The organism is Burkholderia sp. L-4, from assembly GCF_056856535.1.
Genome location: NZ_JBXEOX010000001.1, coordinates 3,361,530 through 3,380,867, shown reverse-complemented (window position 1 = coordinate 3,380,867; position 19,338 = coordinate 3,361,530). Strand labels below are relative to the sequence as shown.

Genomic DNA, 19,338 nt, shown 5'->3' with positions numbered 1-19,338 from the left:
CGGCGGCGGTCAGGCCGCGCCCGCGCGGTTCATTCATTCGGGCCGGCGGCGGGCGGCACGAGGTGCTCGCCGCCGTCGACGGTCAGCGTCGCGCCCGTGACGCCGGACGCGCTCGCGAGATAGCAGGCGGCCGCCGCGATGTCGTCCGCGTGCGGCGCGTGACCGCGCACGAGCGCCGCGACCCGCACCTTCGGCGCGAGTGCCAGCGCCAGCGCTGACGTCGCGCGGTTCAGCGCGGCCTGCATCAGCGCGTGCGACAGCTGCGCCGGTGCCGGGTGAAACAGGGCCTGATCCAGCACGTGAATCGCGCACGCGCGCAGCGCTTCATGCTCGCGCGCGGCGTCGGGCGTCGCATCGGCGAGCGCGCGGGCCAGCGCGAGCGGCGCCGTCACGTTGCGCGCGAGCGCGCCGGCGAGCGACGCGCCGTCGATCGTCCGCGCGTCGTCGGCGCCCGCGCTGGCGCTGACGAACACCGCGCACGCGGGCCGGCCGAGCGCTTCGCCGCACGCGGCGACGAGCGCGGCCGCATCGGTTTCCAGGGCCAGATCGGCGTCCAGCACGACCGCGCGGCGGCCGAGCGCGGCGACGTCGGCGACAAGCGCATCGGCGGCCGCGCGCGGCGCGCCCTGGCCGCGCTGCAGCGCGACGTCCCAGCCGCGGCGGGCGAACCCCGTCGCGAGCGCGCGGCCGATCGACGCGGCGTCGGCCGCGCTGCCCAGGGCGCCCGTGACGAGCACCACGCGCGGGGTCGACGTATCGGCTGAAACGGTCATTTACAATGCCGGGATGAACCCGAAAGCTCACGAACCCGCTAGTTTACCTGCTCCCGGCCCCGACGCGCTCGCGCAGTCCGAAACCCTTGCCGCGCAACTGCGCGACGAGATCGCGGCGGCCGGCGGCTGGCTGCCGTTCGACCGCTTCATGGAGCGCGCGCTGTATGCGCCCGGCCTCGGCTATTACAGCGGCGGCGCCCGCAAGTTCGGGCGCCGCGCCGACGACGGCAGCGATTTCGTCACCGCGCCGGAGCTGTCGCCGCTGTTCGCGCAAACGCTCGCGCAACCGGTCGCGCAGGCGCTCGCGGCGAGCGACACGCGCCGCGTGATGGAATTCGGCGCGGGCACGGGCAAGCTCGCGGCCGGGCTGCTCGCCGCCCTCGACGCGCAGCGCGTCGAACTCGACGAATACCTGATCGTCGACCTGTCCGGCGAGCTGCGCGAACGGCAGCGCGACACGATCGCGGCCGCCGCGCCGGCGCTGGCCGCGAAGGTGCGCTGGCTCGACGCGCTGCCCGAGCGGTTCGACGGCGTCGTGGTCGGCAACGAGGTGCTCGACGCGATGCCGGTGCGGCTGTTCGCGAAGGCGGGCGGCGCGTGGCACGAGCGCGGCGTCGCGCTCGACGCGCGCCAGGCGTTCGTGTTCGACGACCGGCCCGCCGACGCGGCCGGCCTGCCGCCGGCGCTCGCCGGGCTCGACGTCGGCGACGGCTACGTGACCGAGACGCACGAGGCCGCGCTGGCGTTCACGCGCACCGTCTGCACGATGCTCGCGCGCGGCGCGGTGCTGCTGCTCGACTACGGCTTTCCGGCGCACGAGTACTACCATCCGCAGCGCGACCGCGGCACGCTGATGTGCCACTACCGCCACCAGGCGCACGAGGACCCGTTCCTGTACCCGGGACTGCAGGACATCACCGCGCACGTCGAATTCACCGGCATCTACGACGCGGCCGTCGCGACCGGCGCCGACCTGCTCGGCTACACGTCGCAGGCGCGCTTCCTGCTGAACGCCGGCATCACCGACGCGCTGGCCGCGATCGATCCGTCCGACATCCGCGCGTTCCTGCCGGCCGCGAACGCGGTGCAGAAGCTGATCTCGGAAGCCGAGATGGGCGAGCTGTTCAAGGTGATCGCGTTTTCGCGCGGCATCGACGGCACGCTCGATGCGTTCGCGCGCGGCGACCGCTCGCACGCGCTTTGAGCGAGGGCGGACATGCTGCGCTGGCTGCTGACGACGTTCATCGCGGTGATGATCCTGACGCGCTGCTGGCCGTGGCTCGGCAAGCTCGGCATCGGGCGGATGCCGGGCGACGTCACGCTGACGCTCGGCGGGCGGCGCTACCCGTTCCCGTTCATGTCGACGCTGGTGCTGACGATGCTGCTGTCGATGGTGGCGCGGCTGCTCTGAGCCGCGCCTGAAAGAGGGGGCGCGCGCTACAGCTCGATCTCGCCGAGGATCCGGTGCGCGAGCGCCTTCGCCTCGTCGAACGCTTCTTCCTCGCTGGGGCTCGTCGAGTGGACGTCGTAACGTGTGTTCTCGGTGTCGTCCCCGTCGTCGCGCGAGAGGATCACGTAACCCTGAAACTGCCCGTTGCCCGCATGCTGGGTATGCGCCTTGGCCGTGTAGATGCCTTTCGTGAACGTGTTCGTGTCCATCGTGCTCTCCCGCAAAAGGACACTTCATCGTAGCACTGCGGCGCAGCATGTACAGCGCCGCTTATCGGTGACCGAACGGCGTCCGGTCGCGGCGGCCGGTCACCGTCCCGCTATCAGCGCTCGATCAGCGCGACGACCTCGTCGAGCGTCGGCGCGTGCGCGCCCGTATGCCGGCACGCGGCGGCGCCCGCCGCCAGCGCGAACACGAGATGCTCGCGCCACGACCGCTGCGGGGCGGCCATCAGGCTGAACAGCAGGCCGCCGATCGACGCATCGCCCGCGCCGACGGTATCGGCCACCTCGACACGCGGCGGGCTGGCCTCGAGCACGTCGCCGCCCGCGTAGAGCGTCGCCGCCTGCGCGCCGCGCGTGACGAGCACGGCCGCGCGCGGGTTCAGCGCGCGCACCGCCGCGATCGCATCGGGGCCGTCGCCGCCGAACAGGTGCCGCAGGTCCTCGTCGGATACCTTGATCAGGTCGGCGAGCGCGGCCATCTTCTCGAGCGTCGGCCGGTACGCGTCCGTCATCAGGTTCCGGACGTTCGGATCGAAGCTGATCTTCACGCCGCGCGCGTGCAGCTCGGCTGCCAGCGCGGCCAGCGTGCCCGCGAGCGGTTCGCGCACGAGGCTGATGCAGCCGAAATGCGCCCATTTCACGTGGTCGGCCCAGCCGGCCGGCAGCCGTGCGGGATCGAACGCGAGATCGGCACTCGCTTCGCCGATGAAGAAATAGGCGGGCGGGCGGGTCTCGTGGACGATCGCGAGCAGCGGCGGCCGCGCGACCCGCTGCAGGAAGCGCAGGTCGAGCCCGGCCGCTTCGCTCGTGCGCCACAGTTCGTCGGAGAAGCAGTCTTCGCCGATCGAACCCGCGAGCGCGCTCGGCACGCCGAGCCGCGCGACCGCGCGTGCGACGTTCCAGCCGGCGCCGCCCGGCACCGAGGTCCATTGCGCATCGCCCGCGCGCACCATGTCGGTCAGGATGTCGCCCGCCGACACGAAAGCCGGAAACGTGCCGCCGCTCATTGCGTCGGTTCGCCGCGTTGCGCGCGCGCGAGCGTCGCGAGCACGTCGTAGCACGCGCCCATCGTGTGATAGTCGGTCTTGCCGGCCGGGCTCTTTTCGTCGCTGTACTTGCGGTTGTCGCAGGTGAGGATCCGGTACCACGCGCCGTAGCGGTGATCGACGAAATGGGCCCAGCTGTAGCGCCAGATCTCGTCGTACCAGTCCCAGAAGCGCTCGCTGCCGGTGCGCGCGCCGAGCATCGCGGCCGCCGCGAAGGTTTCGGCCTGCACCCAGAAGTACTTGTTGTGGTCGCAGATCGTGAAGTCGGGGCCGAAACCGTAGTACAGGCCGCCGTGGTCGGCGTCCCACGCATGCGTGAGCGCCGCGTCGAACAGCTCGGCCGCGCGCGGCACGAGCCAGTCGAGCGGGCGGTGACGTTCGAGGATCAGCAGCAGCTTCGCCCATTCGGTCTGGTGTCCGGGCTGGAAGCCCCACGGGCGGAAGATGTTCGAGCTGTCTTCCTTGTTGTAATCCCAGTCGACCGACCAGTCCGCATGGTAGTGCTCCCACACGAGCCCGCCCGACAGCGCGGCCTGGCGCTGCGTGACGTGGCTCGCGAGCTTTTCCGCGCGATCGAGGTATGTGAGGTGGCCGGTCGCCTCGTACGCCGCGAGCAGCGCCTCGGTCATGTGCATGTTCGCGTTCTGGCCGCGGTACGACGACACGATCCAGTTCGGCGTCGCATCGTCCGCGTACAGGCCCGCGGCCGCATCCCAGAAGCGGTGCTCGGCCAGTTCGTAGGTCGCGGCGATCAGCGGGCGCGCCTCGTCGATGCCGGCCATCGTCGCATGCGCGGCCGCGAGCAGCACGAACGCGAGCCCGTAGCAGTGGCGCGCGCCGTCGAGCGTCGCGCGCTTGCCGCCGTCGCGCCAGTCGAGTTCCCAGTCGTAGCCCTGCAGTTCGTCGTCCCAATGCGCGTCGCGCAGGAAGCGCAGCCCGTGGCGCGCGTATTCCAGGTGGCGCGGGTCGCCGAAATGCCGGTACGCCATCGCGTAGTTGAAGACGAACCGGCAGCTGCTGACGAGGTGGCGCGACGTGCGGTTGTAGATGCTGCCGTCGTCGCGGAAGTAATGGTAGAAGCCGCCCGTCGGGTCGAATGCGTTCGTCGCGTAGAAGCGCAGCGTGTCCTCGATGTGCGACAGCAGGAACGACGGATCGCGGAAGCTCGCGACGAACGGTGCGTCTGGCGTGTGGGCGGCCGGTGCGGCCGTGCAGGGTTGGACCGGGGGCATGTTCATGATTCGGTGACCGTTGCGGTATCGAGTGCCGGCGAGCCGGCGGGCTGGCTGCTGGCCCGCACGATCAGCTCGACGGGCAGGGAGATCTCGGTGCGCTCGGGCGACTCGGCGAGCAGCAGCTCGACGCCGCGGCGGCCGAGCGCCTCCTTGTCGACCGACAGCGTCGTGAGCGGCGGGCTTGCGTGCGCGGCGGCCGGGATGTTGTCGAAGCCGACGATCGCGATGTCGTCCGGAATCCGCAGGCCGCGCGCGGTGCACACGCGCTGCGCGGCGAGCGCGGCCGCGTCGTTGTACGCGAACACGGCTTCGGGGCGCGGGCCCGGCGCGTCGAGCAGTTGCTCCATCGCGCGCGCGGCGCCCGTGTCGGGATCGAGCCCCGCGTCGATCGTCACTTCGTACGCGGGGTCGAACAGCCGCCCGGCTTCGAAGAACGCGCGCCGGTAGCCGATCGCGCGCTGCGCGATGCTGTAGTGCGCGGGCGAGCCGCCAATGAACGCGATCCGCGTGCGGCCGGTGGCGAGCAGGTGGCGCATCGCGAGCGCGGCGCCCGTCGCGTTGTCGATGTTGACCGAGCGCAGCCCGGGCGCCCACAGGTCGATCAGCACGAGCGGCCGGCCGGTCGCGGCGAGCGCCTCGATCGTCTCGGGCTCGATGAAGCCGGCCACCGCGATCGCGTCGGGCGCGTGCGGGCGCATCTGGCGCAGCACGTCGTCGTTCGGGCCGACCGTGAGCAGCGTCGGCACGATGCCGCGCTCGCGGCACGCGTCCTCGACGCCGTGCAGCACGTGCGAGAAGAACGGGCTGGCGGGAAAGCGGTTGTGCTGGCGATGCAGCAGGAAGGTGAGCCGGCGGATGCGCGGCCGCAACTGCGCGGGATCGTAGCCGAGCCGCTGCGCGATCTCGACGATCCGCGCCCGCGTGGCTTCGGACAGGCCCGGCTGGTTCTTCAGCGCGCGCGAGACGGTGCCGATCGAGACCTCTGCCGCTCGCGCCACATCGCGAATGGTCGTACCCATCGTTCGTTCGGGTCCGGTTTGTTTAGGGTGGGGGCGATTGTATAGTAAAACCCGATGCGGAATTCGGGCCGGATAACCGGGGAATACCCGCAAATAACGGGTTTTTAAGGGCTAATCTGCGAAAACGCCGTTACTAAAAATACTAAACAAAACGTGCAAAAGGCAAGGCGCGCGTGCGAGGCGCCACGGCCGGGAGGCGGGCCGGAAGCGAACGGGCTTCGCACGTCCGGGCGGCATGCGCGACGGCTTGCACGGCCAGGCCGGCAGCCGGTGCGCCACGGTCGGTGCAGCGGCGGCGGGCGGACCTCCGTCGCCATCGCCCGAGACGCGGCCGTGCCGCCGCGAACCGCCGGCCGCGTGCCGCTCAGCCTGCCGCCGCGGCCGGCGGTTCGCCGCGATGGCGCAGCGCGGCGCGGCCCGCGTCGAGATCGACGACCGCCAGCCCGTCCGGCTGCTGTTTCGCGCGCCGCTTCGCGAGCGCCGCGACCGATGCGATCTCGTCGCTGCCGTACCGTTTGGCGCCATGCGCGCCGGCCGGTACGCCGACCGCGCCGATCGCCATCGTCACGAAGCCGAAGAACGCCGGGTTGCCGTGGCGGTCCTCGCCGTGCAGCCCGCCCGCCTGCCGGTCGGCCTGCGTGTAGAAGAGCCGCGCGCCGTCGTTGAAGCGCGCGATCGCGTCGGCCGCGCGTTCGCGCCAGTCGTCGCGCTGGAACAGCACGAGGAAATCGTCGCCGCCGACGTGGCCCAGAAAGTCGCGCTGCGGATCGCACACGCCGGCCAGCACCGTCGCGGCGAACTTCAGCACCTCGTCGCCCTGCCAGTAGCCGTACTGGTCGTTGAACGGCTTGAACTGGTTCAGGTCGACGTAGCACGCGTGAAAGCCGGCGTCGCGCTGCAGCAGGCGGTCGATGTGCGCGCTGATCGGGATGTTGCCGGGCAGGAATGTCAGCGGATTCGCGTAGCGCGCGGCCTCGATGCGCATCTCGGTCACCGCGCGCACCAGGCTCTCGCCGGTGCCGAGCCCGACGTAGCGGCCGTGTTCGGTGATCACGAAGCCGTCCGCGAGATAGCGCTGGTCGTGGCTCGCGAGCAGACTTGCGAGCTGCTCGAACGTCGTTGCGTTGTCGATCATCAACGGCGCGTCGTTCGCGAACTGCAGGCACGGCTTCTTCCCGAACACCTCGCGGTGATACGGCAACGCGAAGCGGTCGATGAAGCCGCGGCGATTCACGAGCGCGACGGGCCGCCCGCGTTCGACGAGCGCGACCGCGTGCAGGTCGGGCATCCGGTTGAACAGCTCGAGCACGTCGTTGCTGGTCGCGTCGCGCGGCAGCGCCGGCGCGGGCACCAGCATCTTCCCGGCGATCGTGCCGGCCGGCCGCACCGAGCGCGTCGCGCCGGGAAACACCGCGATGTGCGGCGCGCGGATCGCGTCGCGCGCGGCCGGCGCGACGACGCGCGACGGCCGCGCGTTCGGCCGGCCGAGCAGGAAGCCCTGCACGCAGCAGATCCCCATGTCGCGCACGACGATCAGGTCGCATTCGTTCTCGATGCCTTCCGCGATCAGTTGCGCGCCGCTTGCCTGCGCGAAGTGCTGCATCGCCTTCACGGCCTCGAACTTGAGCGGGTCGCGCGCGATGTCGTGGATGAAGAAGCGGTCGATCTTCACGACGTCCGGCTGCAGGCGCAGCCACAGGTTCATGCTCGCGTTCGCGGTGCCGTAGTCGTCGAGCGCGAACTGGACGCCGGCGTCGCGCAGCGACGCGACCGCCGGCCCGATGTGCGCGACATCGGGCATCGCATTCTGCTCGGTCAGCTCGATCACGATGCGCTCGGCGCCGACCCGCGCGCGGCCGAGGAACTGCCGTGCGCGCTCGCGTTTGCTGGCGAGCGCGAGGATCGTCCCGGCGCTGAAATTGAGGAACAGCTTGCCGTCGCAGCCGAGCGCCGCGAACGCGTCGAGGCAGGTGAGCGCGGCGGCCTGCTCGAGCGCGATGGTCTCGCCTTCGCGCGCGGCCTGTGCGAACAGCGCGGCGGGCGGTTCGAGGTCCGTGCCGCGCGGGCCGCGGATCAGCCCTTCGTAACCGACGACCGTCCCCGACCGGAGGTCGACGATCGGCTGGAAGACGGCCGCGAGCGCGCGATCCGCGATCAGGCGCGAGGTGCGGGCGGCAGCGGAGTCGGTGGGGAGCGCGGGCATGGGCGAGGGCAGCCGAATCGACGGGACGTCCGGCTTAACGGCAGCGCTCGCGCGGAATTGAATGAAGATTTCGTGACACGATGGGCGCCGATGGCGCATCGCGCCGCACGCGTGTCGGTGCACGCCCGGAAGGCCGGCAGGAGAAGGGGCGGCGGCCTTCCGGCGGCCGTCCTGCCTTCCCCGCGTCAGCGCTTGCCCGCGCTCAGCGCACCGGACGCGGACGTCGCGTCGCCCTCGTCGTGCTCGCCGCTCATGTCGCGCGCGCCCCAGCGCTGCGCGAGCGCCGCGCACGCCATCAGCTGGATCTGGTGGAACAGCATCAGCGGCAGCACGACCGCGCCGACCGCGTTCGCCGAGAAGATCACCTTCGCCATCGGCACGCCGGCCGCGAGGCTCTTCTTCGATCCGCAGAAGATGATCGTGATCTGGTCGGCGCGGTTGAAGCCGAGCCGCTTGCTGACGAACGCGGTCAGCAGCAGCGCGATCGCGAGCAGCACGAGGTTGACGACGAGCAGGCCGCCGAGCGCGCGCGGCGGGATCTGGTGCCACAGGCCCTCGTTGACGGCCTCGCTGAACGCGACGTAGACGACCAGCAGGATCGAGCCCTGGTCGACGAAGCGCAGCACGCCGCGGTTGCGGTCGATCCAGCCGCCGATCACGGGGCGCAGCAACTGACCGGCGATGAACGGCACGAGCAGCTGCATCACGATGCTGCCGACGGTGCTCCACGGCGACGCGGCGCCGGCCGACTGCGACGTGATCATCAGCCCGACGAGCGCCGGCGTGACGAAGATCCCGAGCAGGCTCGACGCGGATGCCGCGCACACGGCGGCCGGCACGTTGCCCTTCGCGATCGACGTGAACGCGATCGACGACTGGACCGTCGACGGCAGCGTGCACAGGAACAGCACGCCCGCATACAGCGTCGGCGTGACGAGCGGCTGCAGCACGGGTTTCAGCGCGAGGCCGAGCAGCGGGAACAGCGCGAACGTGCTGAGCAGCACGACCGCGTGCAGCCGCCAGTGGGTCGCGCCCGCGACGACGGCTTCGCGCGACAGCTTCGCGCCGTGCAGGAAGAACAGCAGGCCGACGGCGATGTTGGTCGCCCAGTTGAACGCGTGGGCGGCCGGGCCGCGGCAGGGCAGCAGGCTCGCGAGCACGACGGTGCCGACGAGCGCGAGCGTGAAGTTGTCGGGAAGAAAACGGGGACGGGCCATCGGGAACTCGATTCGGAAACGACGGAGGCGTGCGTCGCGCGCGCGGATGGCGTCATTGTCCCGGTTGACGATTCACTACACAAATTCATTGTGGGAATCGATTGATGAACTGATTGCATGTAACGGCGGCTGTCGCAGCGGCCCGGCGACACGCGGGATGGCAGAAGAATGTTCTGTCGCGATCGCGCCCTGAAGTGAAAAAACCTAGCAGTAACATGGTGTTACACCGGTGCCCGCGACATAACACTTTTTGGCTCGACACAGTTTCGGGCCGCTCATAAATTACTGCTGAAAGCCTTGGGTCGGCCGAAAGGAGCCGGCGGCGGGCGTGGACGGGCACTGAACGATGACGGAACGGGTGAAACGGAAGATCGGACGATGGGTGGCAGGCGTGCTCGGCACGTTGCTGATGCCGCTCGCGCTCGCGCAACCGCCCCACGGCGGTCATGGGTTCGGCGGCCACGGCTTCGGTGGCGGCGACATGCGCGCGTACGGTCAGCCGAATGGCGGCGGGCCCGGCGGCGTGCCGGTCTGGCGCCGCGTTCCGTCGCCCGGCGGGATGCGCCCCGGCGGCGTGAGCGGCTCCGGCTCCCGCTGGGGGCTGCGGCCGACGCCGTCGTACGGCCACTACGCCGCGCAAAGCCCGTATCGCCCGATCAGCGCCGAGGCGCGCCAGATGCCGCGCCCGCCGGGCGGCGGCAACGTGCCGCTGCGTGCCGGGTCGATCCGCGCCGACGTTGCGCGCTACAACGAGGAGCGCGGCGGCCGTCCGATGCCGCCGCCCCGCTCGCAGGAAGAACCTTCGCACTCGCCGTTTTTCTCCCCGTTCTACCGAAACTGAGCGCCCCGGCATTCGCCCCCCCGCCGGCTGATGCGAATTCGCCACAGTCGCGCGCAGATTTCCGCTGATTTTCCCGTCGCATTGCGCTATCTTTCGCGCCCGGCACGCGTATGCCACGCCGCCGCTGCGCCGCGCGACCGCGTTCGTGCCGGGCCGCCGCCGTGCATCCGGCCATGTATCGATCCCGCGAAGTTAATGCCGCCGCTATACCCGCAATAAGTGTGCGCAATTTTGACCGGACGAATGATCCGTAAAGATGGCTGCGCCCCATACGACGCAAGCACTCGGCTCCAAAAAACAACGCTCGCGCCACTTATCGACTATTCGACAAAACCTGGAGATCCCATGAAAGGATTCGCTCGCCGTGCCTCGCGCACGTCCGTCAAGCTGATCGCCGCAGCCGCCTGCGTGGCGGCCGCCGCACCCGTCCACGCGCAATCGAGCGTCTCGCTCTACGGCCAGGTCGACGAATGGGTCGGCGCGACCAAGTTCCCGGGCAGCGATCGCGCATGGAACGTGTCGGGCGGCGGGATGTCGACGTCGTACTGGGGCCTGCACGGCGCCGAGGATCTGGGCAGCGGCTACAAGGCGATCTTCACGCTGGAAAGCTTCTTCCGTGCACAGAACGGCCAGTACGGCCGCTTCCAGGGCGACACGTTCTTCGCGCGCAACGCGTACGTCGGCATCAGCTCGCCGTACGGCACGGTGACGGCCGGCCGCCTGACGACGCACCTGTTCCTGTCGACGATCCTGTTCAACCCGTTCTACGACTCGTACACCTTCTCGCCGATGGTGTATCACGTGTTCCTCGGCCTCGGTACGTTCCCGACCTATCCGAGCGACCAGGGCGCGGTCGGCGATTCGGGCTGGAACAACGCGCTGTCGTACACGTCGCCTTCGTTCGGCGGCCTGAACTTCGGCGCGATGTACGCGCTCGGCAACCAGGCCGGCGACAACCGTTCGAAGAAGTGGAGCGCGCAGTTCAACTACGCGAACGGCCCGTTCGCGGCGACCGCGATGTATCAGTACGTGAACTTCAACAACGGCCCGCAGGATCTGAGCGCGCTCGTCGCCGGCATGAAGAGTCAGGGGATCGCGCTGGTCGGCGCGACCTACGACCTGAAGCTCGTGAAGCTGTTCGGCCAGTACATGTATACGAAGAACGACCAGGTCGCGGGAAGCTGGCACGTGAACACCGCGCAGGGCGGCGTGTCCGTGCCGCTCGGCGTGGGCAACGCGATGGCGTCGTACGCGTACTCGCGCGACGCGGGCGGCCTCGACCAGACGCGCCAGACCTGGGCCGTCGGCTACGACTATCCGCTGTCCAAGCGCACGGACGTCTACGCGGCCTACATGAACGACCACATCAGCGGCCTGTCGACCGGCAACACGTTCGGTGCCGGTATCCGCGCGAAGTTCTGACGCGCACGCGCGAACGGTGCGCGGGCCGCGCGTGTAAATCGCGCGTTCCGGCTGCATGTTTTCCCGCCAGAAACGGCGCCGCCACACGCGGCGCCGTTTTGCCTTTCTTGACCTTTCTGTTTCCTCGCCTTTGTTACCCTATCTCGTAATTGGACCATTCCCCCCGTCATTACGAGCTAGTTCGATGGATACCCTCGTCAGCATGAATGTGTTTCGCTACGTCGTCGAAGTGGGCAGCTTCGTCGGCGCGGCCGAGCGCATGCAGATGTCGGCTGCGATGGCGAGCAAGCACGTGATGCATCTCGAGCAGCAGCTCGGCGCGCGCCTGCTGCATCGCACGACACGACGCGTCGCGCCTACCGAGGCGGGACGCGAATACTACGAGCGCCTCGTGCAGGCGCTGTCCGAACTCGACGAAGCCGGGCAGGCCGTCGGCGCCGCGAGCGTGGTGCCGCAGGGCAGGCTGCGCGTGACGTCGCTGTCCGCGTTCGGGCTGCGGCACGTGATGCAGGCCGTCACCGATTACGCGGGCCGCTTCCCGGACGTGACCGTCGACATGACGCTGTCCGATCGCGTGGTCGACCTGATCGAGGAAGGCTACGACGTCGCGGTGCGCGCGGCGCCGAACGGCCTGAAATCGTCGTCGCTGGTCGCGCGGCAGATCGCGACCGCGCACATCCTGCTGGTCGCGTCGCCCGAGTATCTCGAGAAGCACGGCACGCCGCAGACGATCGCCGATCTCGCGCACCACAACTACCTGCGGCGCGATTCGAATTCGACGATGCTCGATTCGCTGGTGATCGACGCGGCCGCCGCGTCGCGCGTGAACCTGAACGGCAACCTGATCGTGAATCATCTCGAAGGGCTGCGCGCAGCCGTGCTCGCCGGCGCGGGCATCGCGCTGCTCGGCACCGAGGTGGTCGGCGACGACATCGAGTCGGGCCGGCTCGTGCCGGTGCTGCTCGATTCGGTGCCGCCGCACGAAGCGCCGATCTATGCGGTGTACGCGAGCCGTCGTCACGTGTCCGCGAAGGTGCGCTCGTTCGTCGATTTCCTCGCGGCGCGTTTCGAAGGGCAGTCGCTGTGCCCGTCGATCGAATCGCGCCTGCGCGTGCTGCCGATCACGCGGATGAAGCGGGTGGTCTGAGCCGCGGATTCCGCCGAGGCGGGGCAACAAAAAAAGCGCGAACCGCAGCGGTTCGCGCTTTTTTTTGTTGCCGACGGTTGGCGTGTCGATCGCGGCGGCGGGGGCCGCCGCATGCGTCAGCGCGGGATGCCGAGCCGCGCCTTCGCGTCGTCGTACTCGCGTTTCAGCCGCTCGACGAGCGCCCCCACGCTCGGCAGGTCGTCCATCAGGCCGACGCCCTGGCCGGCGCCCCAGATGTCCTTCCACGCCTTCGTCTTGTCGCTGCCGAAATTCATCTTGGTCTTGTCGGATTCCGGCAGCGCCTCGGGATCGAGGCCGGCTTTCTCGATGCTCTCGCGGATGTAGTTGCCGTGCACGCCGGTGAAGAGGTTCGTGTAGATGATGTCCGACGATTTCGCGTTGACGATCGCACGCTTGTAGTCCTCGACCGCGTGCGCTTCCTGCGTCGCGATGAAGCGCGTGCCCATGTACGCGAGGTCGGCGCCCATCGCCTGCGCGGCGAGGATCGAGCCGCCGTTCGCGATCGAGCCGGACAGCACGATCGGGCCGTCGAAGATCTTGCGGACTTCGCCGACCAGCGCGAACGGCGACGTCGTGCCCGCGTGGCCGCCGGCGCCGGCCGCGACGAGGATCAACCCGTCGACGCCGGCTTCGAGCGCCTTCTGCGCGTGGCGCAGGTTGATCACGTCGTGCAGCACGATGCCGCCGTAGCTGTGCACCGCGTCGACGATCTCGCGCGCCGGCGCGCGCAGGCTCGTGATGAAGATCGGCACCTTGTGCTCGACGCACACGCGCACGTCGTGCTCGAGCCGCGCGTTCGACTGGTGGACGATCTGGTTGACCGCGATCGGGCCGATCACCGCGTCGGGGTGTTTCGCCTTGTGGTCGGCCAGCTCCGACTGGATCTGCGTGAGCCACGCGTCGAGCTGCTCGGCCGGACGCGCGTTGAGCGCGGGGAACGAACCGACGATGCCCGCCTTGCATTGCGCGAGCACGAGTTCGGGGTAGCTGACGATGAACATCGGCGACGCGATGACGGGCAGCGTCAGGTTCTGCAGGACAGCGGGCAATGCCATGTGATGTCTCCAGTCTCCAGGGGCCGTCGGCGCCCGCGCGGTCGCGTGGCGCCGACACCCATGCTTGGCGTGCGAACGGTGATTCGAGTGTAGCCGCGAACCGCGGTGCGCTCGATGGCGTTCATATTAATACGAACGGTCGTGCGATTCTACGCGAGCTTAACAAAATGCGCGGTGGGGCGGCAATCGAGGGAGTGTTCTCTTTCTACGGTTTCGGGTGGTTACCCCGCTGTGTAGACGCACCGGCGCTCCTAAAATAGCCGCCATAACAAACCAACGAGAAACAAACCATGTCGTTTGAGGCGTTTGCACCGTTTCGCGTGGCGGTGCAGGACACCGACATCTTCGGTGTCAAAGGAGGCGCGGGTCCGCCGCTTCTGTTGCTGCACGGGCATCCGCAAACCCACATGATCTGGCATCGCGTCGCCGCGACGCTTGCGAATCATTTCACGGTGATCGCCACCGACCTGCGCGGCTACGGCGCGTCGGGCCGGCCGCCGAGCGACGCGCGGCACATGCCGTATTCGAAACGGGCGATGGCGGCCGACCAGGTCGCGGTGATGCGGCATTTCGGCTTCGAGCAGTTCCACGTGTGCGCGCACGATCGCGGCGCGCGGGTCGCGCACCGCCTCGCGCTCGATCACGCGGACGCCGTCGAGCGGATGATGCTGCTCGACATCGCGCCGACGCTCGCGATGTACGAGAAAACCGACCGCGCATTCGCGACCGCGTATTTCCACTGGTTCTTCCTGATCCAGCCGGCGCCGCTGCCCGAGACGCTGATCGGCGCCCATACCGATGCCTACATCGAGCGCGTGATGGGCAACCGCTCGGCCGGGCTCGCGCCGTTCGCGCCCGCGGCGCTCGACGCCTATCGCGCGGCGCTCGCGCAGCCGGGCGCCGTGCATGCGATGTGCGAGGACTATCGCGCGTCGGCGACGATCGACCTCGAGCACGACCGTGCCGATCTCGAGCGCGGCAACAAGGTCGCGTGCCCGCTGCGCGTACTGTGGGGCGAGCACGGGATCGTCGGCCGCTGCTTCGATCCGCTCGACGAATGGCGACGCGTCGCGCGCGACGTCAGCGGCCGTGCGCTCGACTGCGGCCACTACATTCCGGAAGAGGCGCCCGTCGCGCTGATCGACGAACTGCTCGCGTTCTTCGAAGCGCGCGACCCGGCTGCGTAGCGGTGCGTGCGGGCAGCGCGCGCGGCCCGCTGCTCAGCGCTGCGCGTGGTCGTCGTCGGCCAGCGGCGGCAGGCGTCGCGGCACCGGTGTCGACTTCACGATCGCGGTGCTCGTCTCCGCGCGCTCGGTCACCTTCGACAGGATGTCGTCGAGGTGCGCGATCGTGCGCAGGTAGAGCCGGCAGATGAAGCAGTCTTCGCCGGTGACCTTGTCGCATTCGACGAATTCGGGAATGCGCCGCAACAACTCCTCGACCAGGTGCAACTGGCCCGGCAGCGGCTTCACGCGGACAATCGCCTGCAACGTGTAGCCGAGCGCGCGCGGGTCGAGCTCGACGGTGAACGCGGCGATCACGCCCTGCGCCTCGAGCCGGCGCACGCGGTCGGCGGTGGCGGGCGCCGACAGCCCGATCTGCCGGGCGAGTTCGCTGGTCGCGATGCGCGCATCGTCGGCGAGCGCCGCGAGGATCGCGCGGTCGGTCGCGTCGAGCGACGCGACGGCGGGAGGGGAAAGGCGTTTCGGCATGATTGCTTTGCTTTCGAAGGTCAATCGGCTGATTCGCTTCAGTTTAGCCGTGGTTTCGGCGAAAGCAAGTTTCTAGAATCGAAGTCATCCAGTCTCTTCAACGGAGTTCATGATGGCCTCGAATGAAATTCGCCGCGGCGGCGCCGAGATGGTCGTCGCGATGCTGATGTCCGGCACGATCGGCTGGCTCGTGATGTCGTCGCAGCAGCCGCTGACGAATGTCGTGTTCTTCCGCTGCCTGTTCGGCGCCGCGACGCTCGCGATCGTCTGCGCGGCGTTCGGCTTCCTGCGCCGCTCGCTGTTCTCGCCGCGCATGCTCGCGCTCGCGACGCTCGGCAGCGTCGCGATCGTCGCGAACTGGCTGCAGCTGTTCGCCGCGTATTCGCGGGCGTCGATCTCGATGGCCACCGCCGTCTACAACACCCAGCCGTTCATGCTCGTCGCGCTCGGCGCGATCGTGTTCCGCGAACGGATCACCGCGTCGACGGTCGCGTGGCTCGCGCTCGCCTTCGCCGGGCTCGTGTTCGTGGTGCGCGTCGAGCCGTCCGTGCTCGCGGTGCCCGGCGAGTATCTCGAGGGCGTGGCGCTGTCGCTCGGCGCGGCGTTCCTGTACGCGATCTCGTCGATCGTCACGAAGCATCTGAAGGGGACGCCGCCGCACCTGCTCGCGTTGCTGCAGGCCGGCATCGGCATCGTGCTGCTCGCGCCGTTCGCGCACTTCGGCACGCTGCCCGCGACGGCCGGGCAGTGGCTCGACCTGATCGTGCTCGGCGTCGTCAACACGGGCCTGATGTACGTGCTGCTGTACGGCGCGATCCAGAAGCTGCCGACCGCGATGACCGGCGCGCTGTCGTTTGTCTACCCGGTCGTCGCGATCGTCGTCGATCACTTCGCGTTCGGGCAGACGCTCGCGTGGTCGCAGGTGCTTGGCGCGCTGCTGATCCTGCTCGCGGCGGCCGGCGTGAACCTCGGCTGGCGCATCGTGCCCGCGCGTCGCGCGGCGATCGGCAACTGAAACGATCGTACGATTCGGCATGGCCGAACGATGCCGCCGCCGCCCGCCGGGCGCCCGTTTCGGGAACGACGATTGCGCGCGAAAGCGGCCCGCGCGCACGCGTGGAAAACGCTGTAAGAAGTTGTAGGGAAACACCCGATGCAATGCGGCCGCGTCGCTCGTATGATGCGGGCTGTGACGTTGATCACGTTCACAGGATTCCGATCTCGACGCCGTTCGCCCGCGAGGCTGAACGGCTTTTTTTTATGTCTCGCTTCCGGCGAGCAGGCGCCGCCGCGCGTCGAGCCGCGCGAGCAGCGCACGCCTCGCGTCGTCGTCCGACGTGCGCCATCCCTTGATCTCGCCGCGCGTGCGCAGGCAGCCCGCGCACCAGTCGGTGCGCGGATCGATCCGGCAGACGTCGGTGCACGGCGACGCGACCGTGCCGACCGGCAGCGGCACGTCGCTCATGCCGGGTCCCGCAACGCGACGTCCGCGACCGGCGCGCCGGTCAACGACACGAGTTCGTGCGGCGACAGGTTGAACACCGCGTGCGGATGGCCGGCGGCCGCCCACAGGCTGTCGAGCGCGAGCAGGTCGGCGTCGATCAGCGTGACGGGTTCGACGAGATGGCCGATCGGGCAGACGCCGCCGATCGCGTAGCCGGTGTTGTCGCGCACGAATTTCGCGTCCGCGCGGCCGACCGCGCCGACCTGCGCGGCAACCTTCTTCTCGTCGACGCGATTGACGCCGCTCGCGACCACCAGCACGGGCGCGCCGTCCGACTGCCGGCGAAACAGGATCGACTTCGCGATCTGCGCGACCGAGCAGCCGAGCCCGGCCGCGGCCTCGGCCGACGTCTTGCCGGTTTCGGCGAGCATCACGATGCCTTTCGCGTGGCCGCGCTCGCGCAGCAACAGCGCGACGCGTCGCGCGGAATCGGGGAGGGAATCGAATGAAGCAGGTGTCGTCATGTTGATGAATCCATGGAGTGCCGTGGTTACACGCAGGCCGTGTCGTCGGCCGCGCTTTGTGCCTTGGCGAGCAATGCGCGACCGGCGCGCGACACGTTCGCGCGGCCGATCGCGTTCGAGATGAAGTCGCCGGCGGCGACGACCTGCGCGAGATCGATGCCGGTGTCGATGCCGAGGCCCTGCAGCAGGTACAGCACGTCCTCGGTCGCGACGTTGCCGGTCGCGCCCTTCGCGTACGGGCAGCCGCCGAGACCCGCGACCGAGGCGTGGAAGATCTCGATCCCTTCGAACAGCGCCGCGTAGATGTTCGCGAGCGCCTGGCCGTAGGTGTCGTGGAAGTGGCCCGACAGGCGCTCGCGCGGAAACACGCGCGTGACGGCCGCGAGCACCTCGCGCGTGCGCTTCGGCGTGCCGACGCCGATCGTGTCGGCGATGTCGATCTCGTCGCAGCCGAGCGCCGCGAAGCGCTCGACGACGTCGACGACCGACGCGACCGGCACCTCGCCCTGGTACGGGCAGCCGAGCGTGCACGACACGCTGCCGCGCAGCCGCAGGCCGGCATCCTTCGCGGCCTTCGCGACGGGCTCGAAGCGCGCGATGCTCTCGGCGATGCTGCAGTTGATGTTCCGCTGCGAGAATGCCTCGCTCGCCGCGCCGAAGATCACGACCTCGTCCGCGCGTGCGGCGAGCGCATTCTCGAAACCCTTCAGGTTCGGCGTGAGCACCGAGTACACGGTGCCCGCGCGGCGTTCGATACCGGCCATCACGTCGGCACCGTCGGCCATTTGGGGCACCCATTTCGGCGACACGAACGACGCGGCCTCGATGTTGCGGAAGCCGGCGCGCGACAGCCGGTCGACGAGCGCGATCTTCACGTCGGTCGGCACGAAGGTCTTCTCGTTCTGCAGCCCGTCGCGCGGGCCGACTTCGACGATCTTGACGGCGGTGGGGAACGTCATGGTTGTCTCCTGGTTTCTCTCGAGGCGGAATTCAGTAGCCGCGCGCGTAGTCGACGACGCCGCTGACGCGTTCGCCGCGCTCGAACGCGCGGATCTTGCCGGCGATCTGCTCGACGGCCTCCGCGCGCAGCGTCTCGGCCGAGCTGTGCGGCGTGATCGTGATGCGCGGCGTATGCCAGAACGGATGGTCTTCCGGCAGCGGTTCGTGCTGGAACACGTCGAGCGTGGCCGCGGCGATCCGGCCGCTCGCGAGCGCGTCGAGCAGGTCGGCCTCGACGAGATGCGCGCCGCGCGCGACGTTGACGACGTACGCGCCGGGCGCGAGCCGCGCGAACGCGCGCGACGACAGGATGCCGTCGGTGTCGGGCGTGCTCGGCAGCAGGTTGACGAGCACCTTCGCGCCGTCGATGCAGGCGTCGAATGCGCCGTCGCCGGCGAAGGTCGTCATGCCGTCGAGCTGCTTCGCGCTGCGGCTGTAGCCGCGCACGGGCAGGCCGAGCGCGGCGAGGGCGCGTGCGACCTGCGTGCCGAGCACGCCGAGGCCGAGCACGGCGACGGTGAAGCTCGCGCGCGGATGCGGGTCGAGCGGCTGCCAGCGGCGCTCGCGCTGCAGCGCGTCGTATTCGTCGAAGCGGCGCAGGTAGCGCAGCACCGCGTGCGTCACGTACTCGACCATCTGCCGTGCCATGCCCGAATCTTCCAGCCGCACCAGCGGCACGTGCGCGGGCAGCGTGCCCGGATGCGCGCGCTCGAGCGCGAGCAGCGCGTCGACGCCCGCGCCGAGATTGAAGATCGCACGCAGGCCGTCGCGCGGCGCGAAGAATTCGCGCGGCGCGCGCCACACGAGCGCATAGTCGGCGGCGGCCGTGTCGCCCGGCTGCCACGCGCGCAGCTCGGCTTCCGGCAGCGCGTGGGCGATCTCGTCGCGCCATGCGCCGGCTTCCTGGTGCGGGGAATAGAACAGGATCTTCATTGCGCGACGGCGTGCGCGCCGGCGGGGCGCGTCACGGGCAAGGCGAGCGGAGCCGGGCGCGGCGCGCCGGCGG

The 19,338-nt window shown here is 69.6% G+C and carries 20 protein-coding genes; 7 read left to right on the top strand and 13 right to left on the bottom strand.

The genetic code is table 11. The features are described 5' to 3' along the window. Positions 1–29: 29 nt before the first annotated feature. On the bottom strand, positions 30–773 hold the full coding sequence (locus AC1VVG_RS15720; protein ID WP_175868161.1) for an SDR family oxidoreductase: 744 nt from the start codon (positions 771–773) through the stop codon (positions 30–32). A gap of 13 nt (positions 774–786) precedes the next feature. Here AC1VVG_RS15720 and AC1VVG_RS15715 point away from each other — a divergent pair, with 13 nt between their 5' ends. Then, entirely contained in the window at positions 787–1,977 is a 1,191-nt protein-coding gene (locus AC1VVG_RS15715) for a class I SAM-dependent methyltransferase (RefSeq protein ID WP_482835829.1), read from the top strand. 12 nt (positions 1,978–1,989) lie between these two features. Further along, on the top strand, positions 1,990–2,184 hold the full coding sequence (locus AC1VVG_RS15710; protein WP_006477606.1) for a DUF2905 domain-containing protein: 195 nt from the start codon (positions 1,990–1,992) through the stop codon (positions 2,182–2,184). A 26-nt stretch (positions 2,185–2,210) separates the two neighbouring features. On the opposite strand, the gene AC1VVG_RS15705 is transcribed toward AC1VVG_RS15710, so the two are convergent. The 6 genes from AC1VVG_RS15705 to AC1VVG_RS15680 form a co-directional block, all read right to left on the bottom strand. Further along, complete coding sequence (locus AC1VVG_RS15705) at positions 2,211–2,432, bottom strand: hypothetical protein (RefSeq protein ID WP_021163760.1); 222 nt, start codon at positions 2,430–2,432, stop codon at positions 2,211–2,213. A gap of 113 nt (positions 2,433–2,545) precedes the next feature. Next, on the bottom strand, positions 2,546–3,454 hold the full coding sequence (locus AC1VVG_RS15700) for a carbohydrate kinase family protein (RefSeq protein ID WP_049031811.1): 909 nt from the start codon (positions 3,452–3,454) through the stop codon (positions 2,546–2,548). Then, a complete protein-coding gene (locus tag AC1VVG_RS15695) occupies positions 3,451–4,731 on the bottom strand; it encodes an AGE family epimerase/isomerase (RefSeq protein ID WP_069706962.1) in 1,281 nt (426 codons plus the stop codon). Before AC1VVG_RS15695 ends, AC1VVG_RS15700 begins: the two co-directional genes overlap by 4 nt. Then, complete coding sequence (locus AC1VVG_RS15690) at positions 4,728–5,747, bottom strand: LacI family DNA-binding transcriptional regulator (RefSeq protein WP_034189125.1); 1,020 nt, start codon at positions 5,745–5,747, stop codon at positions 4,728–4,730. Before AC1VVG_RS15690 ends, AC1VVG_RS15695 begins: the two co-directional genes overlap by 4 nt. A gap of 364 nt (positions 5,748–6,111) precedes the next feature. Beyond that, on the bottom strand, positions 6,112–7,950 hold the full coding sequence (locus tag AC1VVG_RS15685) for an EAL domain-containing protein (protein WP_069706963.1): 1,839 nt from the start codon (positions 7,948–7,950) through the stop codon (positions 6,112–6,114). A 185-nt stretch (positions 7,951–8,135) separates the two neighbouring features. Next, the gene (locus tag AC1VVG_RS15680) at positions 8,136–9,167 is read right to left on the bottom strand and encodes a bile acid:sodium symporter family protein (protein WP_034189127.1); all 1,032 of its coding nucleotides are present in this window, start codon (positions 9,165–9,167) and stop codon (positions 8,136–8,138) included. Between the two features lie 346 nt (positions 9,168–9,513). Between AC1VVG_RS15680 and AC1VVG_RS15675 the strand changes: the two genes are divergently transcribed. From AC1VVG_RS15675 to AC1VVG_RS15665, 3 genes are all read left to right on the top strand, one after another. Next, on the top strand, positions 9,514–10,008 hold the full coding sequence (locus AC1VVG_RS15675) for a peptide-binding protein (RefSeq protein WP_482835828.1): 495 nt from the start codon (positions 9,514–9,516) through the stop codon (positions 10,006–10,008). A gap of 345 nt (positions 10,009–10,353) precedes the next feature. Further along, complete coding sequence (locus tag AC1VVG_RS15670; protein ID WP_034189129.1) at positions 10,354–11,430, top strand: porin; 1,077 nt, start codon at positions 10,354–10,356, stop codon at positions 11,428–11,430. A gap of 184 nt (positions 11,431–11,614) precedes the next feature. Beyond that, positions 11,615–12,577, top strand: coding sequence for a LysR family transcriptional regulator (locus AC1VVG_RS15665; protein ID WP_059558877.1), 963 nt, complete (start codon positions 11,615–11,617; stop codon positions 12,575–12,577). Positions 12,578–12,693: 116 nt separating this feature from the next. Here AC1VVG_RS15665 and AC1VVG_RS15660 read toward each other — a convergent pair whose 3' ends face one another. After that, positions 12,694–13,653 (bottom strand): NAD(P)H-dependent flavin oxidoreductase, encoded by a 960-nt coding sequence (locus AC1VVG_RS15660; protein ID WP_200086544.1) that lies wholly within the window; start codon positions 13,651–13,653, stop codon positions 12,694–12,696. 290 nt (positions 13,654–13,943) lie between these two features. Between AC1VVG_RS15660 and AC1VVG_RS15655 the strand changes: the two genes are divergently transcribed. Continuing rightward, positions 13,944–14,840 carry an alpha/beta fold hydrolase gene (locus AC1VVG_RS15655; RefSeq protein ID WP_482835827.1) on the top strand — a complete coding sequence of 299 codons (897 nt, stop codon included), beginning with the start codon at positions 13,944–13,946 and terminating at the stop codon, positions 14,838–14,840. Positions 14,841–14,873: 33 nt separating this feature from the next. Here the strand turns inward: AC1VVG_RS15655 and AC1VVG_RS15650 are convergent, their stop codons facing one another. Further along, positions 14,874–15,365 carry an Lrp/AsnC family transcriptional regulator gene (locus AC1VVG_RS15650; RefSeq protein ID WP_034189293.1) on the bottom strand — a complete coding sequence of 164 codons (492 nt, stop codon included), beginning with the start codon at positions 15,363–15,365 and terminating at the stop codon, positions 14,874–14,876. Positions 15,366–15,477: 112 nt separating this feature from the next. Between AC1VVG_RS15650 and AC1VVG_RS15645 the strand changes: the two genes are divergently transcribed. After that, positions 15,478–16,380, top strand: a complete 903-nt coding sequence (locus AC1VVG_RS15645; protein WP_482835826.1) for a DMT family transporter — start codon at positions 15,478–15,480, stop codon at positions 16,378–16,380. 243 nt (positions 16,381–16,623) lie between these two features. Here AC1VVG_RS15645 and AC1VVG_RS15640 read toward each other — a convergent pair whose 3' ends face one another. Genes AC1VVG_RS15640 through AC1VVG_RS15625 form a run of 4 tightly spaced genes read right to left on the bottom strand, consistent with a single transcriptional unit; the run spans position 16,624 to position 19,265 of the window. Then, on the bottom strand, positions 16,624–16,830 hold the full coding sequence (locus AC1VVG_RS15640) for a DUF1289 domain-containing protein (protein WP_034189134.1): 207 nt from the start codon (positions 16,828–16,830) through the stop codon (positions 16,624–16,626). Then, a complete protein-coding gene (locus AC1VVG_RS15635) occupies positions 16,827–17,333 on the bottom strand; it encodes a YbaK/EbsC family protein (RefSeq protein ID WP_034189135.1) in 507 nt (168 codons plus the stop codon). The genes AC1VVG_RS15640 and AC1VVG_RS15635 overlap by 4 nt, the downstream gene beginning before the upstream one ends. Before the next feature lie 26 nt (positions 17,334–17,359). Next, a complete protein-coding gene (locus AC1VVG_RS15630) occupies positions 17,360–18,292 on the bottom strand; it encodes a hydroxymethylglutaryl-CoA lyase (RefSeq protein WP_482835825.1) in 933 nt (310 codons plus the stop codon). 31 nt (positions 18,293–18,323) lie between these two features. Next, positions 18,324–19,265, bottom strand: a complete 942-nt coding sequence (locus AC1VVG_RS15625; RefSeq protein ID WP_059558870.1) for a 2-hydroxyacid dehydrogenase — start codon at positions 19,263–19,265, stop codon at positions 18,324–18,326. Positions 19,266–19,338: the final 73 nt, after the last annotated feature.